Raw genomic sequence first — 22,304 nt, forward strand, 5'->3', positions numbered from 1 at the left:
GAGGTGACCAACCGGACGGATCTTTTGGGCGGGAGATCACGCATGCGGCGGACAGTGACGTTCGTCCTGCCGGTGGTGCTGCTGGCGGGTTGCCTGGGACAGACGCAGGACACGAACCAGCAGCGCAACGCCGACGCCAAGGACGTCACCCTGACGATCGTGGCCAACGCGGTCGTCGGCGGGAAGAACCAGCGCGGCGCGAACTGGCTCAACACCTGGGTCATCCCGAAGTTCACCGAGGCCCAGAAGGCCAAGGGCGTGAACATGACGGTGAAGTTCGAGCAGAACGGCGCGGGCGACGAGGACTACAAGACCAAGATCGCGCTCGACTTCAAGACCGGCGGCGGGGGCGACATCGTCGAGATCGACGGCATCTGGCTCGGCGAGCTCGCCCAGGCCGGGCAGATCAAGCCGCTCGACGACGTGGTCGGCAAGCAGGCCGTCGACGCGTGGGACGGCTGGCAGCAGATCCCGGACGCGGTGCAGGGGCTCGGTGAGTTCGAAGGGAAGCGCTACGGCGTGCCGCAGGGCACCGACGGCCGGGTCCTCTACTTCAACAAGAAGCTCTTCGCGCAGGCCGGGCTGCCCGCCGACTGGCAGCCGCGCAGCTGGGACGACGTGCTCGCCGCGGGCGAGAAGCTGAAGACGCTGCCCGGTGTGTCGCCGATCCAGCTCAACGCGGGGACCGCGATGGGTGAGGCGACCACGATGCAGGGCGTGCTGCCCGCGCTCGTCGGCACCGGCACGCCCGTGTACGAGAACGGCAAGTGGCAGACCGGCGGCGTCAAGGACGTGCTCGGGCTCTACCAGCGGATCTACCGCGATGGGCTCGGCGACCCGGTGCTGCAGCAGGAGGCCAAGGGCCGCGACCGGTCGTTCCAGCTGTTCGCCGAGAACAAGATCGGCATCCTGCTGGAGGGCGACTACTTCTGGCGCTCGGTGGTCAACCCGAAGACCGGCGTGGCGAAGATGGCCGACCGGGACACGGCCGTCGGCTGGGCGAAGATCCCCGCGCGGAAACCGGGTGGCGGCGTTGGCAGGCAGGACTTCGTCAGCATGTCCGGCGGCGGCGTGCGGGTGATCAACCCGAACACGAAGTACCCGAAGCAGGCGTGGGAGTTCATGCAGTTCCTGAACTCCGCCGCCGCGGTCAAGGAGTCGCTCGCGGGCATCGCGCAGATCACGCAGCGCAAGGACGTCAACGCCGAGGTGCTCAAGGGCGACCCGATGCTGACGTTCGTCTCCGAGCAGGTCCTGCCGATCACCCGCTACCGGCCGGGCCTCGCCGACTACCCGAAGGTGTCGGCGGCGCTGCAGCAGGCGACCGCGGACATCGTGGCCGGCAGGAGTCCGGACGACGCGGCCAAGGCGTACCGCGACGCGCTGGTGAAGGCGGTCGGCGAGGGCAACGTTGCCTGAGCGCCGGACGTGGGCGGTCGCGTTCGTCGCGCCCGCCCTGGTGCTCATCGGTGTCTTCCTGGTGTTCCCGGCGTTGTGGACGCTCTACATCGGGATCACCGACTACCAGCTGACCGGGCCGACCGCGATCAACCCCAGGGTCGTGGGCGTGACGAACTTCGTGTCGGCGCTGGACGACGCGCTGTTCACGAACTCGGTATGGCTGACCGCGGTGTTCGTGCTCGGCTCCGCGGTCATCGGCCAGAACGTCCTGGGCTTCACGCTGGCGTGGCTGCTGCGCCGCGTGCGGCCGTGGCTGCGGCGCACGGTCGAGGGGTTCGTGCTGCTGGCGTGGATCCTGCCCGGCCCGGTCGTCGCGTACCTGTGGTTCGCCGTGCTCAGCCGCGACGGCGGCACGCTCGGAACCCTGGTGGGGTCGAACACCGCGTGGCTCGTCGAGTACCCGATGGCGAGCCTGGTCGTGTTCAACATCTGGCGCGGCACGGCGTTCTCGATGCTGCTCTACACCTCCGCGCTGGCCGCGGTGCCGCCCTCCCATCTGGAGACCGCGCGGCTCGTCGGGGCGAGCGGCTGGCAGACCGTGCGCGACGTGGTGTTCCCGCACATCCGCGGGCACGTGCTGACCAACACGCTGCTGATCAGCCTGTGGACGGCCAACGACTTCACGCCGTTCCTGCTCACCGCGGGCGGGCCCAACCACGAGTCCGAGGTGCTGCCGGTGCTCATCTACCGCCGGGCCCTGGAGAGCGGGCAGCTCGGTTACGCGTCGGCGATCTCGTTGTTGCTGTTGATCGGCAACCTGGTGATCGCGCTGGTGTACCTGCGGCTGCTGAGGAGGCGCGCATGACCGGGTTCGTGCTGCGGCGCATCGGGTTCTACGTGGTGATCACCGTGGTGCTCGCGTTCTTCGCGGTGCCGATGCTGTGGCTGGCGAGCGCGCCGTTCGACGCTCGCCCTGGGCTCGGGATCCGGTGGCCGGACTGGACGTTGTCGAACGTGCGGACCACGTTCGAGCACCCGTTCGCGCTGACGTCGCTGGTCAACTCGCTGATCCTGTGCGCGGCCGCCACCGTCGTCACGACCGTCCTCGCCGCGCTCGCGGCGTACTCGTTGTCGCGGGTGCGGATTCCCGGCCGGGACGTGTTGCTGTACCTGCTGTTGCTGCTCTCCAGCGTGGTGACGGGCACCGCCGCGATGGTGCCGATCTTCGTGCTGATGCTGCAGCTCGGCCTGATCAACTCGCAGCTCGGCACCGCGCTGGTGATCGGGGGCGGCATGCTGCCCGCCGCGATCTTCATCCTGAAGGACTTCATGGACTCCGTGCCGCGCTCCTACGAGGAGTCGGCGCGGGTGTTCGGCGCCCGGCCGCGGCAGGTGCTTGGGCACGTCGTGCTGCCGGTCGCGCGGCCCGGGATCGCGACGATCGTGGTGTGGGCGTTCGTCAACGCGTGGGGCAACTTCCTGCTGCCGTTCCTGCTGCTGCGCGACGTCGGCAAGCAACCGGCCGCGGTGCTGCTGCGCACGTTGAACGACGAGGGCGGCAGCGCGAACCTGCACGTGATTCCGGTTTTCTCCCTCCTGTACTCGATTCCGGTGGTACTGCTGTACCTGATGGTGAGCAAGCGGTACGGGTTCCGATTCCACGGAGGCATCAAGAGCTGATGGCGGCCATCGACATCGCCGGGGTGTCGACCGTGTACCCCAACGGGGTGCGCGCGGTCGACGATCTCGACCTGGCCGTCGCCGACGGCGAGCTGTTCGCGCTGCTCGGGCCGTCCGGGTGCGGCAAGACGACGTTGCTGCGCACGATCGCCGGGCTGGAGCAGGCGTCCGCGGGAACGGTCGGCATCGGTGCTCTGGACGTCACGCGCCTGCCGCCCGGTGACCGCCGCGTCGCCATGGTCTTCCAGGACTACGCGTTGTTCCCGCACATGACCGTGGCGGAGAACATCGCCTACCCGCTGCGGGTGCGGCGGGCCTCGAAGGCGGCGCAACGGGACGCGGCCGAGCGGATGTCCGGCGACCTGAGCCTGACCGGGTTGCTCGACCGCAGGCCCGGCCAGCTGTCCGGCGGGCAGCAGCAACGCACCGCCCTGGCCAGGGCCGTCGCCGCCGACGCGGACGTGCTGCTGCTCGACGAGCCACTGTCCAATTTGGACGCCCGGCTGCGCCTGGAGGCCAGGACGTTCCTGAAACGCCTGCAACGCGAGCTGGCGCTGACGACCGTGTTCGTCACGCACGACCAGGCCGAGGCGCTCGCGCTGGCGGACCGGATCGCGGTGATGGACGCCGGTCGAATCCGGCAGCTGGGCACTCCACGTGAGGTGTTCCAGCGGCCGGCGGACATGTTCGTGGCGAACTTCATCGGTTCGACGCCGATGAACCTGCTGCCCGGCACCGTCGTTGACGGTCAGGTCGAGTTCGCGGGAACCCGGCTGCCCGCTTCCGGGGTGCCTGGTGAGGTGACGGTCGGCATCCGGCCGGAGTACCTGCGGATCGCGCCCGATGGTGTGTTGTCCGGGCGAGTGTCCATTGTGGAGAACCTGGGCGTGACCTCGCTGGTGACGCTCGACTGCGGCGTGCCGGTCGGCGTGGTCGTGCCCGAGCACGAGGAGCCGGCCGTGGGCGACGAGCTGCGGGTGAGTCCCGCGCCCGGCCGCGTGCTGCTCTACGGGGAGGACGGACGGTTGCGGTGAACGACTACTGGACCAACGGGTACGCCATCCACGAGACGTTGTTGCGCCCGGAGCGGTTCGAGGCGCTGGCCGAGCACTTCGAACGCAAGCTCGCCGCGTTGCCGGCGGGCGAACGCCCGGAGCACATGGACGTCCCGCACTTCACCGATCCGGCGCTGTTCGAGTGGCTGCTCGACGACGATGTGCTGGATCTGGTCGAGTCGATCGTCGGGCCGGACATCGCGTTGTTCTCGTCGCACTTCATCTGCAAGCCCGCGGGTGACGGCAAGAGCGTGCCGTGGCACCAGGACGCCTACTTCTGGCGCGACAGCATCGAACCCGCCGCGCACGCGGTCACGATCTGGCTCGCGATCGACCCGTCGACCCGCGAGAACGGGTGCATGCGCGTCATTCCCGGCAGCCACCTGACCGAGGGCAGCCGGTACCAGGACCTGTCCGACAACGAGGCCTTGTTCGACCAGGAGCTGGTGACCGTCGACGAGTCCGAGGCCGTCGACGTGGAGCTGCAACGCGGCGCGTGCAGCATTCACGCCGCCACGCTCGTGCACGGCAGCCCTGCGAACCGGAGTTCGTTGCGCCGCTGTGGTTACACGATGCGGTACATGCCGACGACCGTGCGTTTCGACCATGAGCGCAAGGGCCGGGAACACCAGATCTACCTGGCCCGCGGGGTCGACCGGGCGGGCAACGTCTACGCCGATCCCGGCCGGGCGTACCCGGAGTTGATCACCAACCGAACACCCCTCTGAACCGAGGGTTTCGTCTATGTATGGGGGAGCAGTCGCATGGATTTGTCACGCCGTGACTTCCTGGCCACCACCGGTCTGGTGGCGGCCGGACTGGGGGTGACCGGTGTCGCACAGGCCGATTCCGAGGGCGGTGTCCGCTTAACCGAGGGCACCAACATGTCGGCCGCGCTGTCGCCCGACGGCACGCGCATCGCGATCGACCTGGTCACCGCGATCTGGGTGCTGCCCGCCTCGGGTGGTACCGCTCGGCGTCTCACCGGGGAGCTGCAGGACGCGACGCTGCCGTCGTGGTCCCCGGACGGGAAGCAGATCGTTTTTCAGTCCTATCGGGACGGTAACTACCACCTCTGGTCGATCAGCGCGGAGGGCGGTGAGCCCCGGCAGCTGACCACCGGGCGGTTCGACCACCGCGAGCCGGTGTTCTCGCCGGACGGCACGCGGATCGCGTTCACCAGCGACCGCGGCGGCAGCTACGGCGTCTGGCTGCTGGAGGTCGCGACCGGCCGGCTGACCCAGCTCACCGGCACGCCGGACGACGTGTCGGCGCCGCAGTGGTCCGCGGATGGGCAGCGGATCCTGTTCGCGGTCAACGAGAACGCGGTCGACGTGCTGACCGTGGCCACCGGTGTCCGGGAGCGGGTGGCGACGGCCCCGGCCGGTGGAAGGATCTACGGTCCCGCCTTCGGGCCCGGTGCGGTGAGCTACACGCTCGCGACGTTGACCGGTGCGGATCTCGTGCTGGGCGACAAGAAGGTGACGACCGGCGAGGACGTGTTCGGGTTCGCCGCCAAGTGGCTCGGCGACCAGCCGTTCTACACCGCGAACGGCAAGATCAAGCGGGGTAACGCGTCGATTCCGTTCGAGGCGACGGTTTCGGTCGCCTCCCGGTGGTACCGGCACCGGGTGCGCGACCTCGACTCGCCGTTGCCGCGGCCGGTGCGCGGGATCGCCAGCCCGGTCGCGTCGCCGGACGGCACGCAGCTCGCGTTCCGCGCGTTGAACGCGATCCACCTGGTGCCCGTCGCGGGCGGACAGCCGCGCAAGATCACCGACGGCGCGTTCTTCGACTCGGACCCGGACTTCGCGCCGGACGGTAAGTCGATCGTGTACTCGAGCGACCGGACCGGTGTGCCGACGCTGCGGTTGCGGAACCTGGCCTCGGGGGAGGACCGCGAGCTGGCGCCGTCCGGTGGTGCCCAGACCATCCCGCGGTTCTCACGTGATGGCAAGAAGATCGCGTTCGTCGACCAGGACGGCGCCGTGTGGGTGCTGGACGTGGCCGCCGGCACCCGGCAGCAGATCACGCCACCGCTGTTCATGCCGGGCCGGCCGACGTGGTCGCCGGACGGCACGGTGGTGGCGCTGGCGGCGGTGAAGCCGTTCTCCCGGCGGTTCCGCGAGGGCACCAGCCAGATCCTGACCGTCGACCTGAAGACCGGCGAGCTGCGCTACACCGAGCCGATGCCGTTCCGCTCGATCGCCACCCGTGGCGACGACGGCCCGGTGTGGTCGCCGGACGGCAGGCACCTGGCGTTCGTGGTGGAGAGCGTGGCGTGGGTCGTGCCGGTGGACGGTGCCGGCCGGTTCACCGCCTCGCCGCGCCAGGTGACCCGTGAGGTCACGGACTCGTTGACGTGGCTGGGATCCGAGCTCGTCTACCTGCACGACGGGGTGCTGCGGCGGATCGGGATCGACGGCGGGCAGCCTCGGTCGATCCCGCTGAAGTTCAAGTGGCGCAGGCGTTCTGCTCCTTCGTCTTTGGTCATCCACGCGGGTGCGGTGTGGGACGGTGAGGCGGAGGAGTTGCGCCAGGACGTCGACATCGTGATCTCGCAGGGCCGGATCGAGGAGATCCGTCCACATCGGACCGCCGATGTCGACGCCAGTGACCTTGTCGCCATGCCGGGGCTCATCGACGCGCACAACCACTGGCACCTGCGGGGCCGGCAGTGGGGTGGCCGCCAGGGCCGGCTGTGGTTGTCGTACGGGATCACCACGACGCGGTCGCCCGGCGACCCGGTGTACCAGATGCTGGAGACGCGGGAGGCGCTCGACTCGGGTGCGCTGGTGGGGCCGCGATTCCTGGCGACCGGTGAGGCGATCGACGGCTCGCGCGTCTACTACAACTTCATGCGCCCGACGTTGTCGCCGGAGCAGCTGGGCCTGGAGCTGGAACGGGCGTTCTCGCTCGACTACGACATGATCAAGACCTACGTGCGGCTGCCGGTGGCGTTGCAGAAGGAGACGGTTTCCAAGGCACATCGCAAGGGCGTGCCGCTGTCGTCGCACTACCTGTACCCGGCGGCGGCCGTGGGCATGGACGGCATGGAGCACGTCGGTGCGACCAACCGGCTCGGCTACTCGCACACGGTGAGCCGGACCGGGCGGGCGTACCAGGACGTGGTGGAGTTGTTCGTGAAGTCCGGCATGTCCGTGACGACCACGCTGTTCCACTCGCACGCCCTGTACCCCGACGACATGTCGCTGGTGAACGACGAACGCACGCGCGTGTTGTTCCCTTCGTGGGAGTACCAGCGCTATGTGGCGTCGGCGACGTCGACGGGAATGTGGTCGCGGCACATCCTGGCCGGCTGGGTCGACATGGTGCTGCGCATCCACCGCGCGGGTGGAATGGTCCTCTGTGGAACGGACACGCCGCTGGACACCATCGGCACGTCGCTGCACCAGAACATGCGCGCCATGGTGGCGTTCGGGTTCACTCCGCGTGAGGCCCTGATCACCGCGACGCGCAACCCGGCGTCGTGGCTGGGAATGTCCGGGCGGATCGGCGTGCTGCGGCCTGGTGCGTACGCCGACATCTCGCTGGTGTCGGGCAGCCCGCTGGCGGACATTCGTGCGGCTGCCGCCGTGCAGAAGGTCGTCGCCGGCGGCGTCGTGCACACTGTCGACTCGCTGCTAGCGCCGTACCGCGGCGTGCGGCCTTCGTCCGTGTCGGCTGCGGTGGCTCCGCTGGAGACCCACCCTTCGTGCTGGTGGCATGAGCCCGAGTGGTCCGTCCACGCCTGCTGCGGCCATTGAGTGTTACGAACTCGGCCGCTCGGACGATGAGTCGTTACCGAGCACATCACGTGCTCACCTCGGGGTGCGGCGACAGTCCCCCTCCTGTCGCCGCACCTCCGTGCCCCTGGAGTGAGTAGCCTGAATTCCGTGGCGCGCGAAGACTTTCACGACCAGCTGGCCTCCCGGGCCCGCGGCGTCTCGCTGCGTCTGCACGACCTGGCAACCCGGCACGCCGAACTGGCCGCGGGCGTCCGCGTGTCCTCCTCGGAGGCGGACGTCGCGCAGGCGATGGTCGCCCTCATGCAGGCGCGCCGCCACGCTCAGGAGGCCGAACTGCGACTGCGGGCCAGCCTGCGCAGCGCCGCTCTCGCGCACGAACGGGCCGCCATCGCCCACGACCACGCCGCCTGCTTCCCTGGGGAGGGGGCGGCCGCTCATCGGGCAAGCGCGCAGCGGCACCGTGCCGCCGCTGCGGCGGATCGACGTCGGCTGGCCTAGGTTCCTTTTCCAGGTCGGCTGTCCGCGTTCAGGTTCGCTGTCCGCGTTCAGGTCGGTTGTCCGCGGAGGGCTCTGAGTGCTTCGGGGAGCGTGCGGCGCACGTCGAAGAGGCGGTCGAGGTTCGTGATCTCCAGCATGCGCAACACGATCGGCCGTGCCGTCACCACGACGACGCGCACCGGGCAGTCGCGGGCCGCGAGCAGCGCTCCCACGCCCGCGGACCCGAAGAACGACACGGCCCTGAGGTCGACGACGAGGCCGGCCGGTGCGAGCGAGAGCTGAGTGGTCATCTCGGCGAGGAAGGGGCCGGCCGTGGACATGTCGACCTCGCCCGCGACGGTCACCACGGGGACGCCGTCACGGGTAATGGTCTGTACTGTCATGAGATCACTGATGCGGCCCACCGTACGCCACCGGCCCGCCGCCGGTCGCTCCGACCGGGTGACGTTCGATGCGCCTTTTGAGGCGAACTGGGCCGCTGCTCCGAAATTGTCAGACCGGCTCGGTACGCTCTGAGCGCATAAGGAAGCGCGCGGGGGAAGCGGCATCAGCTGACCATCCGCACGTGGGCTGACTGACACGAGGTGCACGGCGGCGGGTGCACGGGCGGAGATCGCAGGCGGCGGGTCTGGTGCAGCTGGCTGGTCGTGCAGCCCGGCAGGTCGACGTGGTGGGCCAGCCGCTCGCTCGGCAGGTTGCCCCATCGGGCAAGCCGGCCCGCGCGGCGGGCCGATCGGTCGACGATCCGACCAGCCCACCGCACGCCGGTCACTTCTTGATCGGCACCATGCCCGCCGCGACGATCGCCTGACTGAGCGGGGCCCCGAGCTCGATCAACCGAGCCCGCTTGTCCTCGCCCAAAGTGTCGTAGGCGGGAGCGGCCATGGCGTCGGTGCGATCCTCAACCCGCTGCCGCAGCGTGAGCCCGTCCGGCGAAAGCGTCCGGTCGGCGGTGAGCAAGCCGCGGGAAGTCAGGGAAGCGACGGCGGCCTCCCAGTCCTCTGTGGACCACCCGCGCGTCTTGCGTAGCGACTCGGCGGGTACCTCGCCGCTCGCGGCGTGGATGACCAGTGCCTCGAGGCCGCTGAGCCCCTCCATCAGCAGCGCGGCGAGGTGGCCGTCGCCGCGGAACTCGCGCAGCAGGGTCTGGGCGTGCCACAGCACGAGGTGGGGTTCGGTGGGCCACGGCAGGGCGGCGTGCGCGGCGAAAAGTGGACGCCCGTGCAGCATCGAAGAAGCGTGCTCGGCGGCGATTCGGGCCAGGCCGGCCACCTCGGACACCGAGGAGATCAAGGGGCCAAGCCCGCGGCGCAGTGCTTCGTCGGCGGCCTCAAGCCGGAGGGTGATCAACTGCGACGGGGTGGCTTTTTCCCACGCGGCGGGGATGGACTCGCGGACGCGGCCTGGGCGGAAGTTGTAGAAGGTGGCGATGACGGTCTCCGCCGAGACCGGTCCGAGGGCCGCCGCCCGCGAGGCGAAGTAGCCGGCCGCGGGATCGAGGCCCACCGCGGCGTAGCGCGTGTGCGCCTCCGGCGCGAAGTAGATCATCCCGTGTACCGCTTCCAGGCTGCGCCATAAGGCCCTGATCAACGTCCACCTCCACAAATGAACAAACTGACCGGTCGGTAACTTCAACATAGCGGAGAGTGGTGACAAATACTGGTCTAGCCCAGTATCGTCGAACCGCGGAACGGCGTGGGAGGTTGGTGTTGGGGGTCATCGAGCTTCGCGTCGACAACCGGTTGATCCACGGGCAGGTGACGCTGGCGTGGGTCGGATACCTCGGGGTCGACCGGTTGGTCGTCGCCAACGACGAGGTCGCGGTTGACGAGTTCCAGCGGATGCTGTTGCCACAGTCGGCTCGAGGGGTGCCGACTGCGGTGCTCGGTATTCGCGACGCGGTGGAGTTCTGCCGCGACCCGCTTCGGGGGGAGGAGCGGGTGATGGTGATCGCGCGGCAGGCAGAGGACGCGTTCCGGCTCGTCCTGGAGGGGCTGCCTGCCGCGGCGGTCAACGTCGGGAACGCCGCGCCCGAGCCTGGGACCGACTTCGTCATGGTCACGCGATCCGTTGCCGTCACGAGAGAACAGGCCGCCGGGTATCGCGAGCTGGCACAAAAAGTCGAGGTCGTCTCGCAGTTGATGCCTACGGACAAGCGAACCGACTTCATCGGGCTGCTGGACAAGAAATCGTTGTGAGGGGAACAACAACGTGGTCGTCGCGATCCTGCTGACCCTGCTCAGCATCGCGTGCATCTACGACGCGCTCGGACCGAACCTGATCTTCGCCAGTCGCCCGCTCATCGCGGGCACGCTGGCCGGCCTCATCGTCGGGCAACCGGTGCTCGGGATGGCGATCGGCGCGACGCTCGAGCTCACCGCGCTCGGCGTCTACACCTACGGCGGCGCGACGATTCCGGACTACCAGACCGGCGCCATCGTCGGCACGGCGCTCGCCGCGTCCACGACGGCACCGATGAACGAGCAGATCGCGATCGGGCTCGGCATCGGGTTGCCCGCGGCCCTGCTGCTGGCCGCGGGCGACCCGATCGGCCGGTTCCTGCCGACGTTCTGGATCCACCGCGCCGACCGATATGCCATGGAAGGCAACGGAAGAGGCATCGCGCTGATGCACTGGACGGCGTTCATCCCATGGGCGGCCGTCCGGGCGATTCCGACCTTCCTGGCCGCGTGGGCCGCGTCGACCGGAGTCGTGCAGGAGATCACCCAGTCGATCCCGCCGGGGTTCACCAAGGGCATGGCGCTGGCCGGGTCCCTTTTGCCCGCCGTGGGTTTCGCGTTGCTGCTGACCGTGATGCCGCTGCGCCAGTACTGGTACCTGCCGATCCTCGGCTACGTGTTGTTCGCCTACCTCAAGGTGCCGCTGCTCGGCGTCGCCCTCTTCGGCCTGGCCGTCGCCGGCCTGTTCATGGCGCTGCGCAAGGAGAACGTCGATGTCCCAGCCCACTGACACGCTCACGCGCACCGACCTGAACAAGGCGTTCTGGCGCTACTTCTGGTCGTTCCAGATCTCGTGGAACTACGAACGCATGCAGGCCCTCGGCTTCTGCTACGCCATCGAACCCGTGCTGCGCCGCCTCAACCCGGACCGGGAGAGCTACAGCGAAGCCCTCAAGCGGCACCTGCAGTTCTTCAACACCTCGCCGTTCATCGGCGGACCGCTGGTGCTCGGTGCCGCGATCGCGATGGAGGAAGCTGGCGCGAAGTCGTCCGCGCACGGCATCAAGGTCGGGTTGATGGGACCGCTCGCGGGCATCGGCGACACGATCACGTTCGCGCTCTACAACAGCATCATCTTCACCATCGGCGCCTCGCTGGCGTTGCAGGGCAACATCCTGGGGCCGCTCTTCACGACGGTGATGGTGCTCGTGCCGTACTTCGCGGTGCGCCGCTGGCAGTTCCTGTGGGCCTACCGGCAGGGCGCGAAGCTCGCCGCCCGGCTCGCGACCGGGGCGCTCGCGCGGCTGACCGAGGGCGCCACGGTGCTGGGGCTAGTCGTGCTCGGCGGGTTCATCCCGTCCATCGTCAAGATCGCCACGCCGCTGACCTACCGGCAGCAGATCTCCGTGCAGGGCCAGCAGTCCGTGCAGGAGGTCAAGGTCCAGGAGCAGCTCGACGCCATGCTGCCGTACCTGCTGCCGGTGCTCGTCACGGCGGCGACCTACCTGCTGATCAAGAAGTTCCGCCTGAAGCTCGTCTGGATCATCTCGATCGTCGCTGTGGTCGGCATCGCGCTCGGCTGGCTCGGCTGGTTCGTGCCGGAGGTGCCAAAGTGATGCGGATCGTCATCGTCGGACACGGAACGCTGCCCAGCGGACTGCGCGACGCCGCCGAACTGATTCTCGGCGCCCAGGAGCACCTGCACGTCGTCGAACTGCCACCGGAACAGTCGCCCGAAGGATTGCGTGCGGACCTGGTGCGCGCCCTCGAAGACGCCGAACAGGCGGTCGTGCTCACGGACGTTTTCGGCGGCACGCCGCACAACGTCGCCGCGGTGGAGGGCGCGCTGCGCACGGGCGTCGAGGTGCTCACCGGCGCCAGCCTGCCCATGGTCATCGAGGTGCTCACCAACAAGGCGACCTGCGCTGCCGAGCTGGCCGCGGCCGCCGTCGAGGCCGGACGGTCCGGCGTCGCGCACGTCAAGCTCACCGCGAGGGCCAACGGTGGCTGAGCTGCTGTTCGCGGGCGCACAACGCAATGTCACGCCGCCTGCCGGGTTTCCGTTGGGCGGCTATGTCGCGCGAGGGCTGAACGGGGCCACGCACTCGCACGACGCGCTGGAGGTCAGCGCGCTGTGGCTCGGCACCGCCGACGAACCGGGCGTGCTGTGGCTGTGCCTCGACTCGCTCGCCGTCGACGCCGAGCTCACCCAGAGACTCAAGGAGCGGGCGACGGCACGGCTCGGGATCCCGGCCGAGCACGTCGTCGTGTGTGCGTCGCACACGCACGCGGCGCCGCTGGGCTGGACGTGCCGGCTGCACCCAGGCATTCCCGGCGGCCGTGACGACGACCTGGTCGCGGCACTGGTCGGCACGGCCGACGAGGCTCTGCGCGCGTTGCCGGCGGCGAGGCATCCGGTGACGCTGTCGTGGTGCGAGGCGCCGGCGAGCGGGGTCGGGACGAACCGGCACAGTCCGGACGGGCCGCACGACAACACGACCGGGGTCCTCGCGATCAAAGGCAACGAGGGCACGATCGACGGGTTGCTCTTCGACTTCGCCAGCCACCCGACGGTGCTGGGGCCGGAGAACCTGGCGTGGTCGGCGGACTGGCCCGGCGCCGCACGCACGGCACTTTCGTCGGCGTTGTCCGCGACGGTCGGGTTCCTGCAGGGCGCCGCGGGCGACGCGAGCCCCCGGTTCACCCGCCGCGGCCGCGGTCACGGCGAGGTGTCGCGGATCGGTGCGCTGCTCGCGGACACTATCCTCACCGCGCTGGTCGACCGCTCGCGGCCGCTGCCGTCGATCGCGCCGCGCGTCTTCCGCAGCACGGTCTCCCTGCCGGTGCGCGAGGTGCCGGACGCGGTTCCGCTGTGCGCCGAGCAGACGTTCCCGGACACCCCGGCCGGGCGGATCAGCCAGACCAACGCCGAGGGCGCGCGAGCGCTCGCGCAGCTGGTGGACGTCGACCTGCCGACCACCATGGAACTTCCGGTGAGCGTGGTGACGCTCGGGGACGTCGCGTGGGTGCACCTGCCGGTGGAGCTGTTCGGCTCGCTGGGCCTGCGCATCCGCGCCGCCAGCCCGTTCCCGGTGACGCGGGTCGCGGGCTACAGCGACGGCTACTTCGGCTACGTCGCCGATGCCGACGGTCATGAACGCCAGGTCTACGAGGCGATGATCAGCCTCTTCGACGCCCCAGCGGCCGACCTGCTCCTGGCCCACATCGCCGGGTTGCTGAAGCGAGCCCGAACTGGCCCCTAGCGCACCCGGCGCGGTGCTGAGACGGTGAACCGCATGACGACCGCGTTTGTGCTGGCCGGCGGCGGTAGCCTGGGCGCGGTCGAAGCCGGCATGCTCGCCGCGCTGGCCGAGGCCGGCATCCGGCCGGACCTGGTGTGCGGCACGTCCGTGGGCGCCGTCAACGGGGCCTGGATCGCGGCGCGGCCCGACACCGAGGGGATCAAGGCACTCGCGGACCTCTGGATTTCCTTGTCGCGCAACGACATCTTCCCGGTCTGCCCGCCGACGATCACGCTCGGGGCACTGCGCTGCATCAACTACCTGGTGCCGAACTCGGGCCTGCGCCGCATCCTCGAGAAGAACCTGCCGTACGACAAGCTGGAGGACGCGGAGATCCCGATCCACGTCACCGCCACAGACGTCGTGCACGGTGAGGAGGTGCTGCTCTCAACGGGTGACACGGTCGAGTCGGTCCTGGCGAGCACGGCCATCCCGGGCGTGTTCAAGCCCATCAGGATCGGCGAGCTGTACCTGATGGACGGCGGGGCGGTGAACAACAACCCCGTGTCCCACGCGGTGATGAAGGGCGGCGATCCCGTGTGGGTGCTGCCGACCGGGTACGCGTGCTCCTTGACGGAACCGCCGGCAACCGCGCTGGACATGGTGCTGCAGGCGGTGACGCTCGCCGTCAACCACCGGCTGCGGCTGGACATCGAGCGCTATCGGGACGAAGTGGAGCTCAAGGTGGTGCCGTCACTGTGTCCGGTGCACACGTCGCCCGCGGACTTCAGTCAATCGAAGGAGCTGATCGATCGGGCGCACCGGCAGACGCGGGAATGGCTGGAGGCGGGCGCGCCCGCGATGCCGCTGCATCCTGATACCGGGCATCCGCATTCCTGACCGGATGATTGACCGGCGACGCCGGCGTTCGGGTGGTTCGACTGTGACATCTGCATCCCCGCGCGCCGGCGCCACTGTTCAGGGTGCCCTGGGCACCCCCGTTCGGCGCCAGGGACTTACGACCTTGACCGGTGGTAGAACGCCAGTTCAGGCGAGCAGGCGCGCCACCTCCCCAGGGTGCGCGGCCGGGCCCGCGGAGCGTGCGCCGGAGGTCCAGCCGAGGTCCTCGCGCCAGCGCAACACGGGACCGAGGCCCGTGGTGAGCTGGCCGCGCATCGGCTCGGCGGGGGACAGGTCGATGGCGACGGAGTCGACCGAGATGCCCGCTCGGCCGAGCTGGTCGACGACCTCGTCGAAGTAATTGGTAATGCTGATGGCCGTGCATCTGGCGGCGGACTGGAGCACGGAACGCCTTCCGATCGGCGGCATGACATCACCACTGTCGGCAGCGGGCTGGATCGACTCCAGGGACCAAAGTCCCTGCCGGGGTCCTTTCCGGCCGGTAACTTCGGCGGTCCACAGTGGACGTCAGGCGGGTTGTAGCATGGCCGTCAGGCGACGAACATGCTCGGCCGGACTGCCGAACAGTTGCGCACTGCCGTGTGCCCGCTTGAAGTAGAGGTGCGCGTCGTGCTCCCACGTGATCGCGATACCGCCGTGCAGCTGGATCATCTCCGCCGCGACTTTGCTGAACGCCTCGGAGCAGTAGACCTTCGCGACGGCCGCCGACACGGGATCTGTGGCGGCCAGGGCGGCCGAGCGCGCGGTCTCGACCAGCACGTGCAGGTCGGCCATGCGGTGTTGCAACGCCTGGAAGGACGCGATCGGCCGGCCGAACTGGACCCGTCCCTTGGTGTACGAAACGGTGAGTTCCAGGCAACGGGCGGCGGCCCCGACCTGTTCGGCGGCAAGCGCGGCCAGTGCGACGTGGCCGAGGTCGGGCGCCGGGCCGAGGCGGGTACGGGCGGGACCGGTCAGGGTGATCCGGGCCAGGCGGCGGGTCGGGTCCATGGTGGGCGTGTGGACGCGCGAGACACCGGGCTGATCGGGCGAGACCTCGAACAGCGACGAGCCATCAGCCACCAGCAGCACGTCCGCCACATCCCCGTCCAGCACTAGCGAACGTGACGTTTGGGTACTTCTATGTCCCTGAGCGTCACGTTCGCTAGCGTCCGACGACACCAGAGCGGCGAGCGTGGTGCCAGCCGCGATGCCCGGCAGGAGCCGCCGGCACGCCTCGTCGTTGCCGGTGGCGAGCAGGGCCTGGACGGCGATCGTCGCACCGAGCAGGGGGCTCGGGGTGAGGGTGCGGCCCAGCTCCTCGAGCACGATGTGCGTTTCGGCGAGCGAGGCGCCGGAGCCGCCGTACTCGGCCGGGATCGGCAGCACGCCGATGTCGCACAGGCGCAGCCACAGGTCGGGATCGTGGCCGCGCGGCAGCTCCATCGCCTTGCGCACGTCGGAGTGCTTGGCCAGGAGAGCGCGGACCGAGGAGCGCAATGCGAGTTGTTCGGAGTTCACAACGCCTCCAGCACGCGGGCTCGGTGCAGTGACTGGCTGCCCCATGCGCTGACCAGCGCTCGGGTCCGCAGCAGGAACTGGCCCAGTGGATGTTCGGCGGTGTAGCCGATGGCGCCGTGCACCTGCAGGGCGGCTCGGGCGGCACGTTGAGCGGCGTCGCCTGCGGCCACCTTGGCGGCCGAGACGTCACGGGTCGCCAGGGTCACCGCGGCGCCGAAGACCAGGGGACGCGCCAGTTCCAGGCCGATCAGGACGTCCGCGAGCTGGTGCTTGACCGCCTGGAAGCTCCCGATCGGTTTGCCGAACTGGGTGCGCACACGTGCGTGCGAGCACGCCAGCTCCAGCATCGCCCGGCCCAGACCCAGCAGCTGCGCGGCACACGCCAGGACGCCCAAATCGAACACGTCCGGGATGCCCGTGGCGATCACGTCGCCGCCTACCAGCTCGAACAGCCGGCGGCTTGGGTCTACTGAGGACAGTGGAGTGCCGGGAAGTGCCTCGCGCAGCGTGGTTCCCTCGACCAGGTAGTAGCGAGAGGCCTCCACGGCATAAGGCATGTGGGGCGGGAAGGCGATCGAGCCGGGGGAGACGCCCAGCGCGGGCGTGACCGCGATCGACTCGATCAGCGGGCCGGGCACGGCGTGGTCGCCCAGCTCGTCGAACACGACCACCAGGTCGGCCGGGTCGGTCACGTCCGTGACACCGATCCGGCTCAGGTCGCGGTGGCCGGCCGCCAGGAAGTCGTGCAGCACCGAAGCGAACTGCGTCTGCTCGTCGGACAGCGCGAACCTCATCGTGGCAGCCCCAGCAGTCGTTCGGCGATCACGTTGCGCTGGATCTCGTTCGTGCCCGCGTAGATCGGACCGGCCAGCGAGAACAGCCAGCCGTCGCGCCACTCCGGAGCGACCTCGCCCAGCAGGTCCAGCGCGGTCTCGTGCAGCGCGACGTCGAGCTCCGACCAGAACACCTTGGTGACGCTGACCTCCGGGCCGGACGCCGGGCGCGCGAGCGTGCCGAACGTGTGCAGCCGGTACGCCTGGGCGCCGATCCACGCGTCCACGACGCGGTCGCGCAGGGCCGGGTCGGGGTTCGCGCGGTACAACGAGACCAGCCGGGACGCGGCGGCCACGAAGCGGCCGGGACTGCGCAACGTCAGGCCGCGCTCGCTGCTCGCGGTGCTCATCGCGACGCGCCACCCGTCGCCGGGCTCGCCGATCACGTCCCGATCGGGCACGAACACGTCGTCCAGGAAGATCTCCGCGAAGCCCGGTTCACCGTCGAGCTGGGCGATCGGGCGGACCGTCACACCCGGCGCTTTCAAGTCGAACATCAGGTACGTCAAGCCCTTGTGCCGGGAGGCGGTGGGATCGCTCCGGAACAGGCCGAACGCCTTGTCCGCGAACGCCGCCCGCGAGCTCCACGTCTTCTGGCCGCGCAACAGCCAGCCGCCTTCGCACTGCACCGCGGTGCTGCGCAACGACGCCAGGTCACTGCCCGCCTCGGGTTCCGACCATGCCTGCGCCCACACCTCGTCCGCGCGCGCCATCGCGGGAAGCAGCCGCTTGCGCTGCTCGTCCGTGCCGAACGTGAACAACGTCGGTGCCAGCAGGAAGATCCCGTTCTGGCTCACCCTCGCGGGTGCCTGAACAGAGTGGTATTCCTCCTCGAACACCAGCCACTGCAGCAGTGACGCGTCCCGGCCGCCGAACTCCTCGGGCCACGACACCACCGACAGCCTTGCCTCCGCCAGTTCGCGCTCCCAGGCGCGGTGTTCCGCGAAACCTTCAGAAGTGTCCAATGAGGACAAGCGTCGTACGTGACTCGAAAGCCAGGCTCGCACCTCGGCCTGGAACTCCAGCGTCTCCGCGTCCAGGTCGAGGTCCATCAGCCCTGGGCCTTCTTCATCGCGCGAGCGTCCATGCCCGCCAGCGCGTCCGTGCCCACCTCGGCGTTGTGCGCGTGGGCGAAGTGGTGCAGCCCGAACACCGAGTCCATCCCGGCCCGCATGCCCATCAGGTCCTCGGACTGGTTCACCGCCCGTTTCGCCAGCGCGAGCCCGAACTGCGGCATCTTCCCGATCCGCTCGGCGAGCTGGAAGGTCTCATCTGCCAACGAGTCCCTGTCCACGACCCGGCTGACCATGCCCCACTCGTAGGCGCGCTGAGCGGAGAACCTGTCGCCGGTGAATAGCACCTCCTTGGCCGCGCGTGGCCCCAGCACCCACGGGTGCGCGAAGTACTCGACGCCGGGAATCCCCATGCGCACCACGGGATCGGCGAAGAACGCGTCCTCGGCCGCCACGATCAGGTCGCACACCCACGCCAGCATCAGGCCACCCGCGACGCACGCGCCCTGCACCATCGCGATCGTCGGCTTGGGGATCTCCCGCCAGCGGCGGCACATCCCGAGGTAGACCTCCATCTCACGGGCGTAGCGCTGGTCGCCGCCGGGCCGGCCCACATGGTCCCACCACATGACCGCCTTGCGTTCGAACGAGATGTCCACGTCCCGGCCCGGCGAACCGATGTCGTGCCCCGCGGAGAAGTGGTCGCCCGCGCCGGCCAGCACGATCACGGCGACCTCGTCGTCGTCGACCGCTCTGGTGAACGCCTCGTCCAGCGCGTAGGTCATCGCCGAGTTCTGCGCGTTGCGGTACTCGGGCCGGTTCATGGTGACGACGGCCACCGCACCGCGCCGCTCGTACTCGACGACACTCATCCGTTCTCCTTGCGCAGCAGGTACTTCAGGACTTTGCCGCCGGGGTTGCGCGGCAGCGACGGATGGAACTCGACCGCCCGCGGCACCTTGTAGTTCGCCAGCCGCGACCGGCAGAACTCGATGACCTCCTCCTCGGTCAGCGAACGCCCCGGCGACGTCACGACGTGCGCGACGCCGACCTCGCCCAGCCGGTCGTCGGCCATGCCCACCACGGCGGACTCCGCGACCCCGCTCAGCCGCGCGAGCACCTGCTCGACCTCGGCCGGGTACACGTTGAAGCCACCGCAGATGTACATGTCCTTCAACCGGTCAGTGATGGTGAGGTAGCCGTCGGGGGAGAGCCGGCCGACGTCCCCGGTGTGCAGCCAGCCGTCCGCGTCGATCGCCGCCGCCGTTGCCTCGGGGTCGTCGAGATAGCCGAGCATCACGTTGGGGCCGCGCAGCAACACCTCGTCGTGCTCGCCCAGCCGTAACTCGAACCCCGCGGTCGCGCGCCCACACGTGTGCGCGACGGTCTCAGGGGAGTCGTCGGGACGGCACATCGTCGCCACCACGGCCTCGGTCAGCCCGTACGCGGTGAGCACGGTCGAGAAGCCCATCTCGGACTGCATCCGCTCGACCAGCGCCACCGGCACGACCGCCGCACCCGTCACCGCGAGACGCAGGCTGGACAGGTCGTGCGCGCCGGGGTTGTCGAGCATCGTCTGGTAGATCGTCGGCGGGCCGGGCAGCACGGTGATCCGCTCGCGCTCGACGAGCCGCATGGTTTCCGCGATGTCGAAGACAGGCTGCGGCACGATCGTCGCGCCGGTCAGCACGCACGCCAGGATCCCGGCCTTGTACCCGAAGCTGTGGAAGAACGGGTTCACCACGAGGTACCGGTCGGCCGGGGTCAGCCCGCCACAGGCCGCCCACGCCGCGGCGACACCGAGCGACTGCCGGTGCGCGCTCATCGCACCCTTGCTGCGGCCGGTCGTGCCGGACGTGAACAGGATGTCGCACAGGTCGTCCGGGCCGGCTTCCGGTAACTCGGCGTCCGCGTCATCCCAGGAGAACGGCAGCCGGACGACGATCTCCGGCGTACTCGGCAACTCGGCGGCCCGGTCACGCCCGAGGAACTCGCCGATGACCAACAGCGCCCGCGCGTTGCTGCGCTCCAGCACGTCGTGCGTCTCGGGCGCGGTGAACCGGGTGTTGATCGGCACCAGCACGGCGCCCGCGCACAGCACGCCCAGCGCGGCGATCACCCAGTCGGCCGAGTTGGGGGAGCACAGCGCGACCCGGTCGCCCGGCTGGACCCCCATGCCCGCCAGCGCTCGCGCGGCCGTCCGGACACGGTCGTCCAACGCGGCCCACGTGAGGCGGATATCGCCGTCCACCAACGCTTCCGCGTCGCTCCAGGTGGTGGCCGCGTGCCGCAGAGCGCCTGAAACCGTTTCCCTGCTTGGATCGAGCCGCACGAGCACCTCCAAAGCAAGTGCTTGGTCGGGTAGCCTACACCGCAGGAGGTGCCGCGTGGAGTCCTTCCGGCGTGAGGTGCGGGAGTGGTTGTCCGCCAACCTGGTCGGCGAGTTCGCCGGCCTGAGGGGGCTGGGCGGGCCTGGCCGCGAGCACGAGGCGTTCGAGCTGAGGCTGAAGTGGGACCGGCACCTGGCCGCGCACGGGTGGACGTGCCTCGGCTGGCCCGGCGGCCGGTCCATCGAGGAACAGGTCGCCTTCCACGAGGAGTACGCCCGCGCCGGTGCGCCCGCGCGGGTCAACGTCGTCGGCGAGGGACTGCTGGGACCGACGCTGTGCGAGTTCGGCACACCCGAGCAACGGCAACGGTTCCTGCCGAAGATCAGGGCCGTCGAGGAGCTGTGGTGCCAGGGATACTCCGAGCCCGGCGCCGGGTCCGACCTCGCCGCCGTCAGCACGAGGGCGGTGCTGGATGACGGCGAGTGGGTGATCACCGGTCAGAAGATCTGGACGTCGCTGGCGCACGTGGCCGACTGGTGTTTCGTGCTCGCGCGCACCACGCCCGGCTCGTCGAGACACGCGGGACTGTCGTACCTCCTGGTGCCCATGCACCAGGACGGCGTGACCGTGCGACCGATCCGCCAGCTGACCGGGACGTCGGAGTTCAACGAGGTCTTCTTCGACGGCGCGCGCACGGCCGCGGCGAACGTCGTCGGCGAGCCCGGTGACGGCTGGCGGATCGCGATGGCGACGCTCGGCTACGAACGCGGCGTCGCCATGCTCGGCCACCAGGTCGGGTTCCAGGCGCAGCTGGACGGGCTCATCGCCATGGCCGGCGACGACCCGGTGCTGCGCGACCGGCTCACCAGGTCGTGGATCGAGCTGCACGTGATGCGCTCGCACGCGCTGCGCACACTGGGCGAGGAGCCCGGACCGGAGGCGTCGGTGACGAAGCTGTTCTGGTCGGGCTGGCACCGGCGGCTGGGTGAGCTCGCGATGGAGGTACTCGGACCGGAGTCCATGGTCTACGAAGAAGAGATGAACGAATGGCAGCGGCTGTTCCTGTTCAGCCGGGCGGAGACGATCTACGGCGGGTCGGACGAGATCCAGCGCGGGATCATCGCCCACCGGATCCTGGGGCTGCCCAAATGAGGGCGCACAACCTGCTCGAGGGCAAGATCGTCGTGGTGACCGCGGCGGCGGGGACGGGCATCGGCTCGGCGACCGCGGAGCGGTGCCTGGCCGAGGGCGCGACGGTCGTGATCAGCGACTGGCACGAGCGTCGGCTCAAGGAGACCCAGGAGCGGCTGGGCGTCGAGTGGGCCCAGGTCTGCGACGTCACCGACGAGCAGCAGGTCCAGGAGCTGATCGGCGGCGCGGTCGAGCGGTACGGCCGGATCGACGTGATGGTCAACAACGCCGGCCTCGGCGGTGAGAAGCCGGTGGTCGACATGACCGACGACGAGTGGTCGCGCGTGCTCGACGTGACGCTCAACGGCACGTTCCGCTGCACCAGGGCGGCGTTGCGCCAAATGGTCGCCCAGCAAAGCGGTGTTGTCGTTAACAACGCGTCGGTCCTCGGCTGGCGCGCGCAACGCGGACAGGCCCACTACGCAGCGGCGAAGGCGGGCGTCATGGCGTTCACACGATGTGCCGCCATGGACGTGGCCGAACACGGCATCCGGGTGAACGCGGTCGCCCCCAGCTTGGCGGCGCACCCGTTCTTGACCAAGGTCACCAGTGCGGAGCTGTTGACCGAACTGGTGTCCCGGGAGGCTTTCGGGCGCGCCGCCGAGCCGTGGGAGGTCGCGAATGTGATCGTGTTCCTCGCCAGCGACTACTCGTCGTACCTGACGGGTGAGGTCGTGTCGGTGAGCAGTCAACACCCGTGAGGAAGGAACG

Annotated in this window: 24 protein-coding genes; 15 read left to right on the forward strand and 9 right to left on the reverse strand. The window is 69.6% G+C overall.

The features are described 5' to 3' along the window. Nucleotides 1-42: 42 nt before the first annotated feature. From QSK35_RS19365 to QSK35_RS19395, 7 genes are all read left to right on the forward strand, one after another. Complete coding sequence (locus tag QSK35_RS19365; RefSeq protein WP_285748043.1) at nucleotides 43-1,419, forward strand: extracellular solute-binding protein; 1,377 nt, start codon at nucleotides 43-45, stop codon at nucleotides 1,417-1,419. Beyond that, on the forward strand, nucleotides 1,412-2,266 hold the full coding sequence (locus tag QSK35_RS19370) for a carbohydrate ABC transporter permease (RefSeq protein ID WP_285748046.1): 855 nt from the start codon (nucleotides 1,412-1,414) through the stop codon (nucleotides 2,264-2,266). The genes QSK35_RS19365 and QSK35_RS19370 overlap by 8 nt, the downstream gene beginning before the upstream one ends. Continuing rightward, nucleotides 2,263-3,081, forward strand: coding sequence for a carbohydrate ABC transporter permease (locus QSK35_RS19375; protein WP_285748048.1), 819 nt, complete (start codon nucleotides 2,263-2,265; stop codon nucleotides 3,079-3,081). Before QSK35_RS19370 ends, QSK35_RS19375 begins: the two co-directional genes overlap by 4 nt. After that, complete coding sequence (locus QSK35_RS19380) at nucleotides 3,081-4,115, forward strand: ABC transporter ATP-binding protein (protein WP_285748050.1); 1,035 nt, start codon at nucleotides 3,081-3,083, stop codon at nucleotides 4,113-4,115. The genes QSK35_RS19375 and QSK35_RS19380 overlap by 1 nt, the downstream gene beginning before the upstream one ends. Then, entirely contained in the window at nucleotides 4,112-4,864 is a 753-nt protein-coding gene (locus tag QSK35_RS19385; protein ID WP_285748052.1) for a phytanoyl-CoA dioxygenase family protein, read from the forward strand. Before QSK35_RS19380 ends, QSK35_RS19385 begins: the two co-directional genes overlap by 4 nt. A 36-nt stretch (nucleotides 4,865-4,900) precedes the next feature. Next, nucleotides 4,901-7,903 carry an amidohydrolase family protein gene (locus QSK35_RS19390; protein WP_285748054.1) on the forward strand — a complete coding sequence of 1,001 codons (3,003 nt, stop codon included), beginning with the start codon at nucleotides 4,901-4,903 and terminating at the stop codon, nucleotides 7,901-7,903. Nucleotides 7,904-8,014: 111 nt separating this feature from the next. Then, complete coding sequence (locus tag QSK35_RS19395) at nucleotides 8,015-8,383, forward strand: hypothetical protein (RefSeq protein ID WP_285748055.1); 369 nt, start codon at nucleotides 8,015-8,017, stop codon at nucleotides 8,381-8,383. A gap of 47 nt (nucleotides 8,384-8,430) precedes the next feature. Here QSK35_RS19395 and QSK35_RS19400 read toward each other — a convergent pair whose 3' ends face one another. From QSK35_RS19400 to QSK35_RS19410, 3 genes are all read right to left on the reverse strand, one after another. Then, nucleotides 8,431-8,766, reverse strand: coding sequence for an STAS domain-containing protein (locus QSK35_RS19400; RefSeq protein WP_285748056.1), 336 nt, complete (start codon nucleotides 8,764-8,766; stop codon nucleotides 8,431-8,433). Between the two features lie 164 nt (nucleotides 8,767-8,930). Further along, entirely contained in the window at nucleotides 8,931-9,146 is a 216-nt protein-coding gene (locus QSK35_RS19405; RefSeq protein ID WP_285748057.1) for a hypothetical protein, read from the reverse strand. Nucleotides 9,147-9,151: 5 nt separating this feature from the next. After that, nucleotides 9,152-9,973 carry an SCO6745 family protein gene (locus QSK35_RS19410; RefSeq protein WP_352244125.1) on the reverse strand — a complete coding sequence of 274 codons (822 nt, stop codon included), beginning with the start codon at nucleotides 9,971-9,973 and terminating at the stop codon, nucleotides 9,152-9,154. 119 nt (nucleotides 9,974-10,092) lie between these two features. On the opposite strand from QSK35_RS19410, the gene QSK35_RS19415 reads away from it, so the two are divergent. The 6 genes from QSK35_RS19415 to QSK35_RS19440 are packed head-to-tail and all read left to right on the forward strand — an operon-like array spanning nucleotide 10,093 to nucleotide 14,705. Then, nucleotides 10,093-10,581, forward strand: coding sequence for a PTS sugar transporter subunit IIB (locus QSK35_RS19415; RefSeq protein ID WP_285748059.1), 489 nt, complete (start codon nucleotides 10,093-10,095; stop codon nucleotides 10,579-10,581). A gap of 13 nt (nucleotides 10,582-10,594) precedes the next feature. Further along, nucleotides 10,595-11,353, forward strand: a complete 759-nt coding sequence (locus tag QSK35_RS19420; RefSeq protein ID WP_285748060.1) for a PTS mannose/fructose/sorbose/N-acetylgalactosamine transporter subunit IIC — start codon at nucleotides 10,595-10,597, stop codon at nucleotides 11,351-11,353. Next, the gene (locus tag QSK35_RS19425) at nucleotides 11,337-12,179 is read left to right on the forward strand and encodes a PTS system mannose/fructose/sorbose family transporter subunit IID (protein WP_285748062.1); all 843 of its coding nucleotides are present in this window, start codon (nucleotides 11,337-11,339) and stop codon (nucleotides 12,177-12,179) included. The genes QSK35_RS19420 and QSK35_RS19425 overlap by 17 nt, the downstream gene beginning before the upstream one ends. Then, on the forward strand, nucleotides 12,179-12,574 hold the full coding sequence (locus QSK35_RS19430; RefSeq protein WP_285748064.1) for a PTS sugar transporter subunit IIA: 396 nt from the start codon (nucleotides 12,179-12,181) through the stop codon (nucleotides 12,572-12,574). The genes QSK35_RS19425 and QSK35_RS19430 overlap by 1 nt, the downstream gene beginning before the upstream one ends. Then, nucleotides 12,567-13,826, forward strand: coding sequence for a hypothetical protein (locus QSK35_RS19435; RefSeq protein WP_285748066.1), 1,260 nt, complete (start codon nucleotides 12,567-12,569; stop codon nucleotides 13,824-13,826). Before QSK35_RS19430 ends, QSK35_RS19435 begins: the two co-directional genes overlap by 8 nt. Before the next feature lie 33 nt (nucleotides 13,827-13,859). Next, nucleotides 13,860-14,705: a patatin-like phospholipase family protein gene (locus QSK35_RS19440; RefSeq protein ID WP_285748067.1), complete on the forward strand. Its 846-nt coding sequence runs from the start codon at nucleotides 13,860-13,862 to the stop codon at nucleotides 14,703-14,705. 147 nt (nucleotides 14,706-14,852) lie between these two features. On the opposite strand, the gene QSK35_RS19445 is transcribed toward QSK35_RS19440, so the two are convergent. From QSK35_RS19445 to QSK35_RS19470, 6 genes are all read right to left on the reverse strand, one after another. Further along, entirely contained in the window at nucleotides 14,853-15,134 is a 282-nt protein-coding gene (locus QSK35_RS19445; RefSeq protein WP_285748069.1) for a hypothetical protein, read from the reverse strand. A gap of 99 nt (nucleotides 15,135-15,233) precedes the next feature. Continuing rightward, on the reverse strand, nucleotides 15,234-16,271 hold the full coding sequence (locus QSK35_RS19450) for an acyl-CoA dehydrogenase family protein (RefSeq protein WP_285748071.1): 1,038 nt from the start codon (nucleotides 16,269-16,271) through the stop codon (nucleotides 15,234-15,236). Beyond that, complete coding sequence (locus QSK35_RS19455; protein WP_285748073.1) at nucleotides 16,223-17,020, reverse strand: acyl-CoA dehydrogenase family protein; 798 nt, start codon at nucleotides 17,018-17,020, stop codon at nucleotides 16,223-16,225. The genes QSK35_RS19450 and QSK35_RS19455 overlap by 49 nt, the downstream gene beginning before the upstream one ends. Next, on the reverse strand, nucleotides 17,017-18,111 hold the full coding sequence (locus QSK35_RS19460) for an acyl-CoA dehydrogenase family protein (protein WP_285748075.1): 1,095 nt from the start codon (nucleotides 18,109-18,111) through the stop codon (nucleotides 17,017-17,019). The genes QSK35_RS19455 and QSK35_RS19460 overlap by 4 nt, the downstream gene beginning before the upstream one ends. Then, the gene (locus QSK35_RS19465) at nucleotides 18,111-18,944 is read right to left on the reverse strand and encodes an enoyl-CoA hydratase (protein WP_285748077.1); all 834 of its coding nucleotides are present in this window, start codon (nucleotides 18,942-18,944) and stop codon (nucleotides 18,111-18,113) included. Before QSK35_RS19465 ends, QSK35_RS19460 begins: the two co-directional genes overlap by 1 nt. Next, nucleotides 18,941-20,404, reverse strand: a complete 1,464-nt coding sequence (locus tag QSK35_RS19470; RefSeq protein WP_285748080.1) for a FadD3 family acyl-CoA ligase — start codon at nucleotides 20,402-20,404, stop codon at nucleotides 18,941-18,943. The genes QSK35_RS19465 and QSK35_RS19470 overlap by 4 nt, the downstream gene beginning before the upstream one ends. 55 nt (nucleotides 20,405-20,459) lie before the next feature. Here QSK35_RS19470 and QSK35_RS19475 point away from each other — a divergent pair, with 55 nt between their 5' ends. Both QSK35_RS19475 and QSK35_RS19480 read left to right on the forward strand, forming a co-directional pair. Continuing rightward, entirely contained in the window at nucleotides 20,460-21,554 is a 1,095-nt protein-coding gene (locus tag QSK35_RS19475; protein ID WP_285748082.1) for an acyl-CoA dehydrogenase family protein, read from the forward strand. Continuing rightward, entirely contained in the window at nucleotides 21,551-22,294 is a 744-nt protein-coding gene (locus tag QSK35_RS19480; protein WP_285748084.1) for an SDR family oxidoreductase, read from the forward strand. Before QSK35_RS19475 ends, QSK35_RS19480 begins: the two co-directional genes overlap by 4 nt. The last annotated feature ends 10 nt before the right edge of the window (nucleotides 22,295-22,304 follow it).

It is taken from the genome of Lentzea sp. NBRC 105346 (assembly GCF_030269605.1).
GTDB lineage: Bacteria > Actinomycetota > Actinomycetes > Mycobacteriales > Pseudonocardiaceae > Lentzea.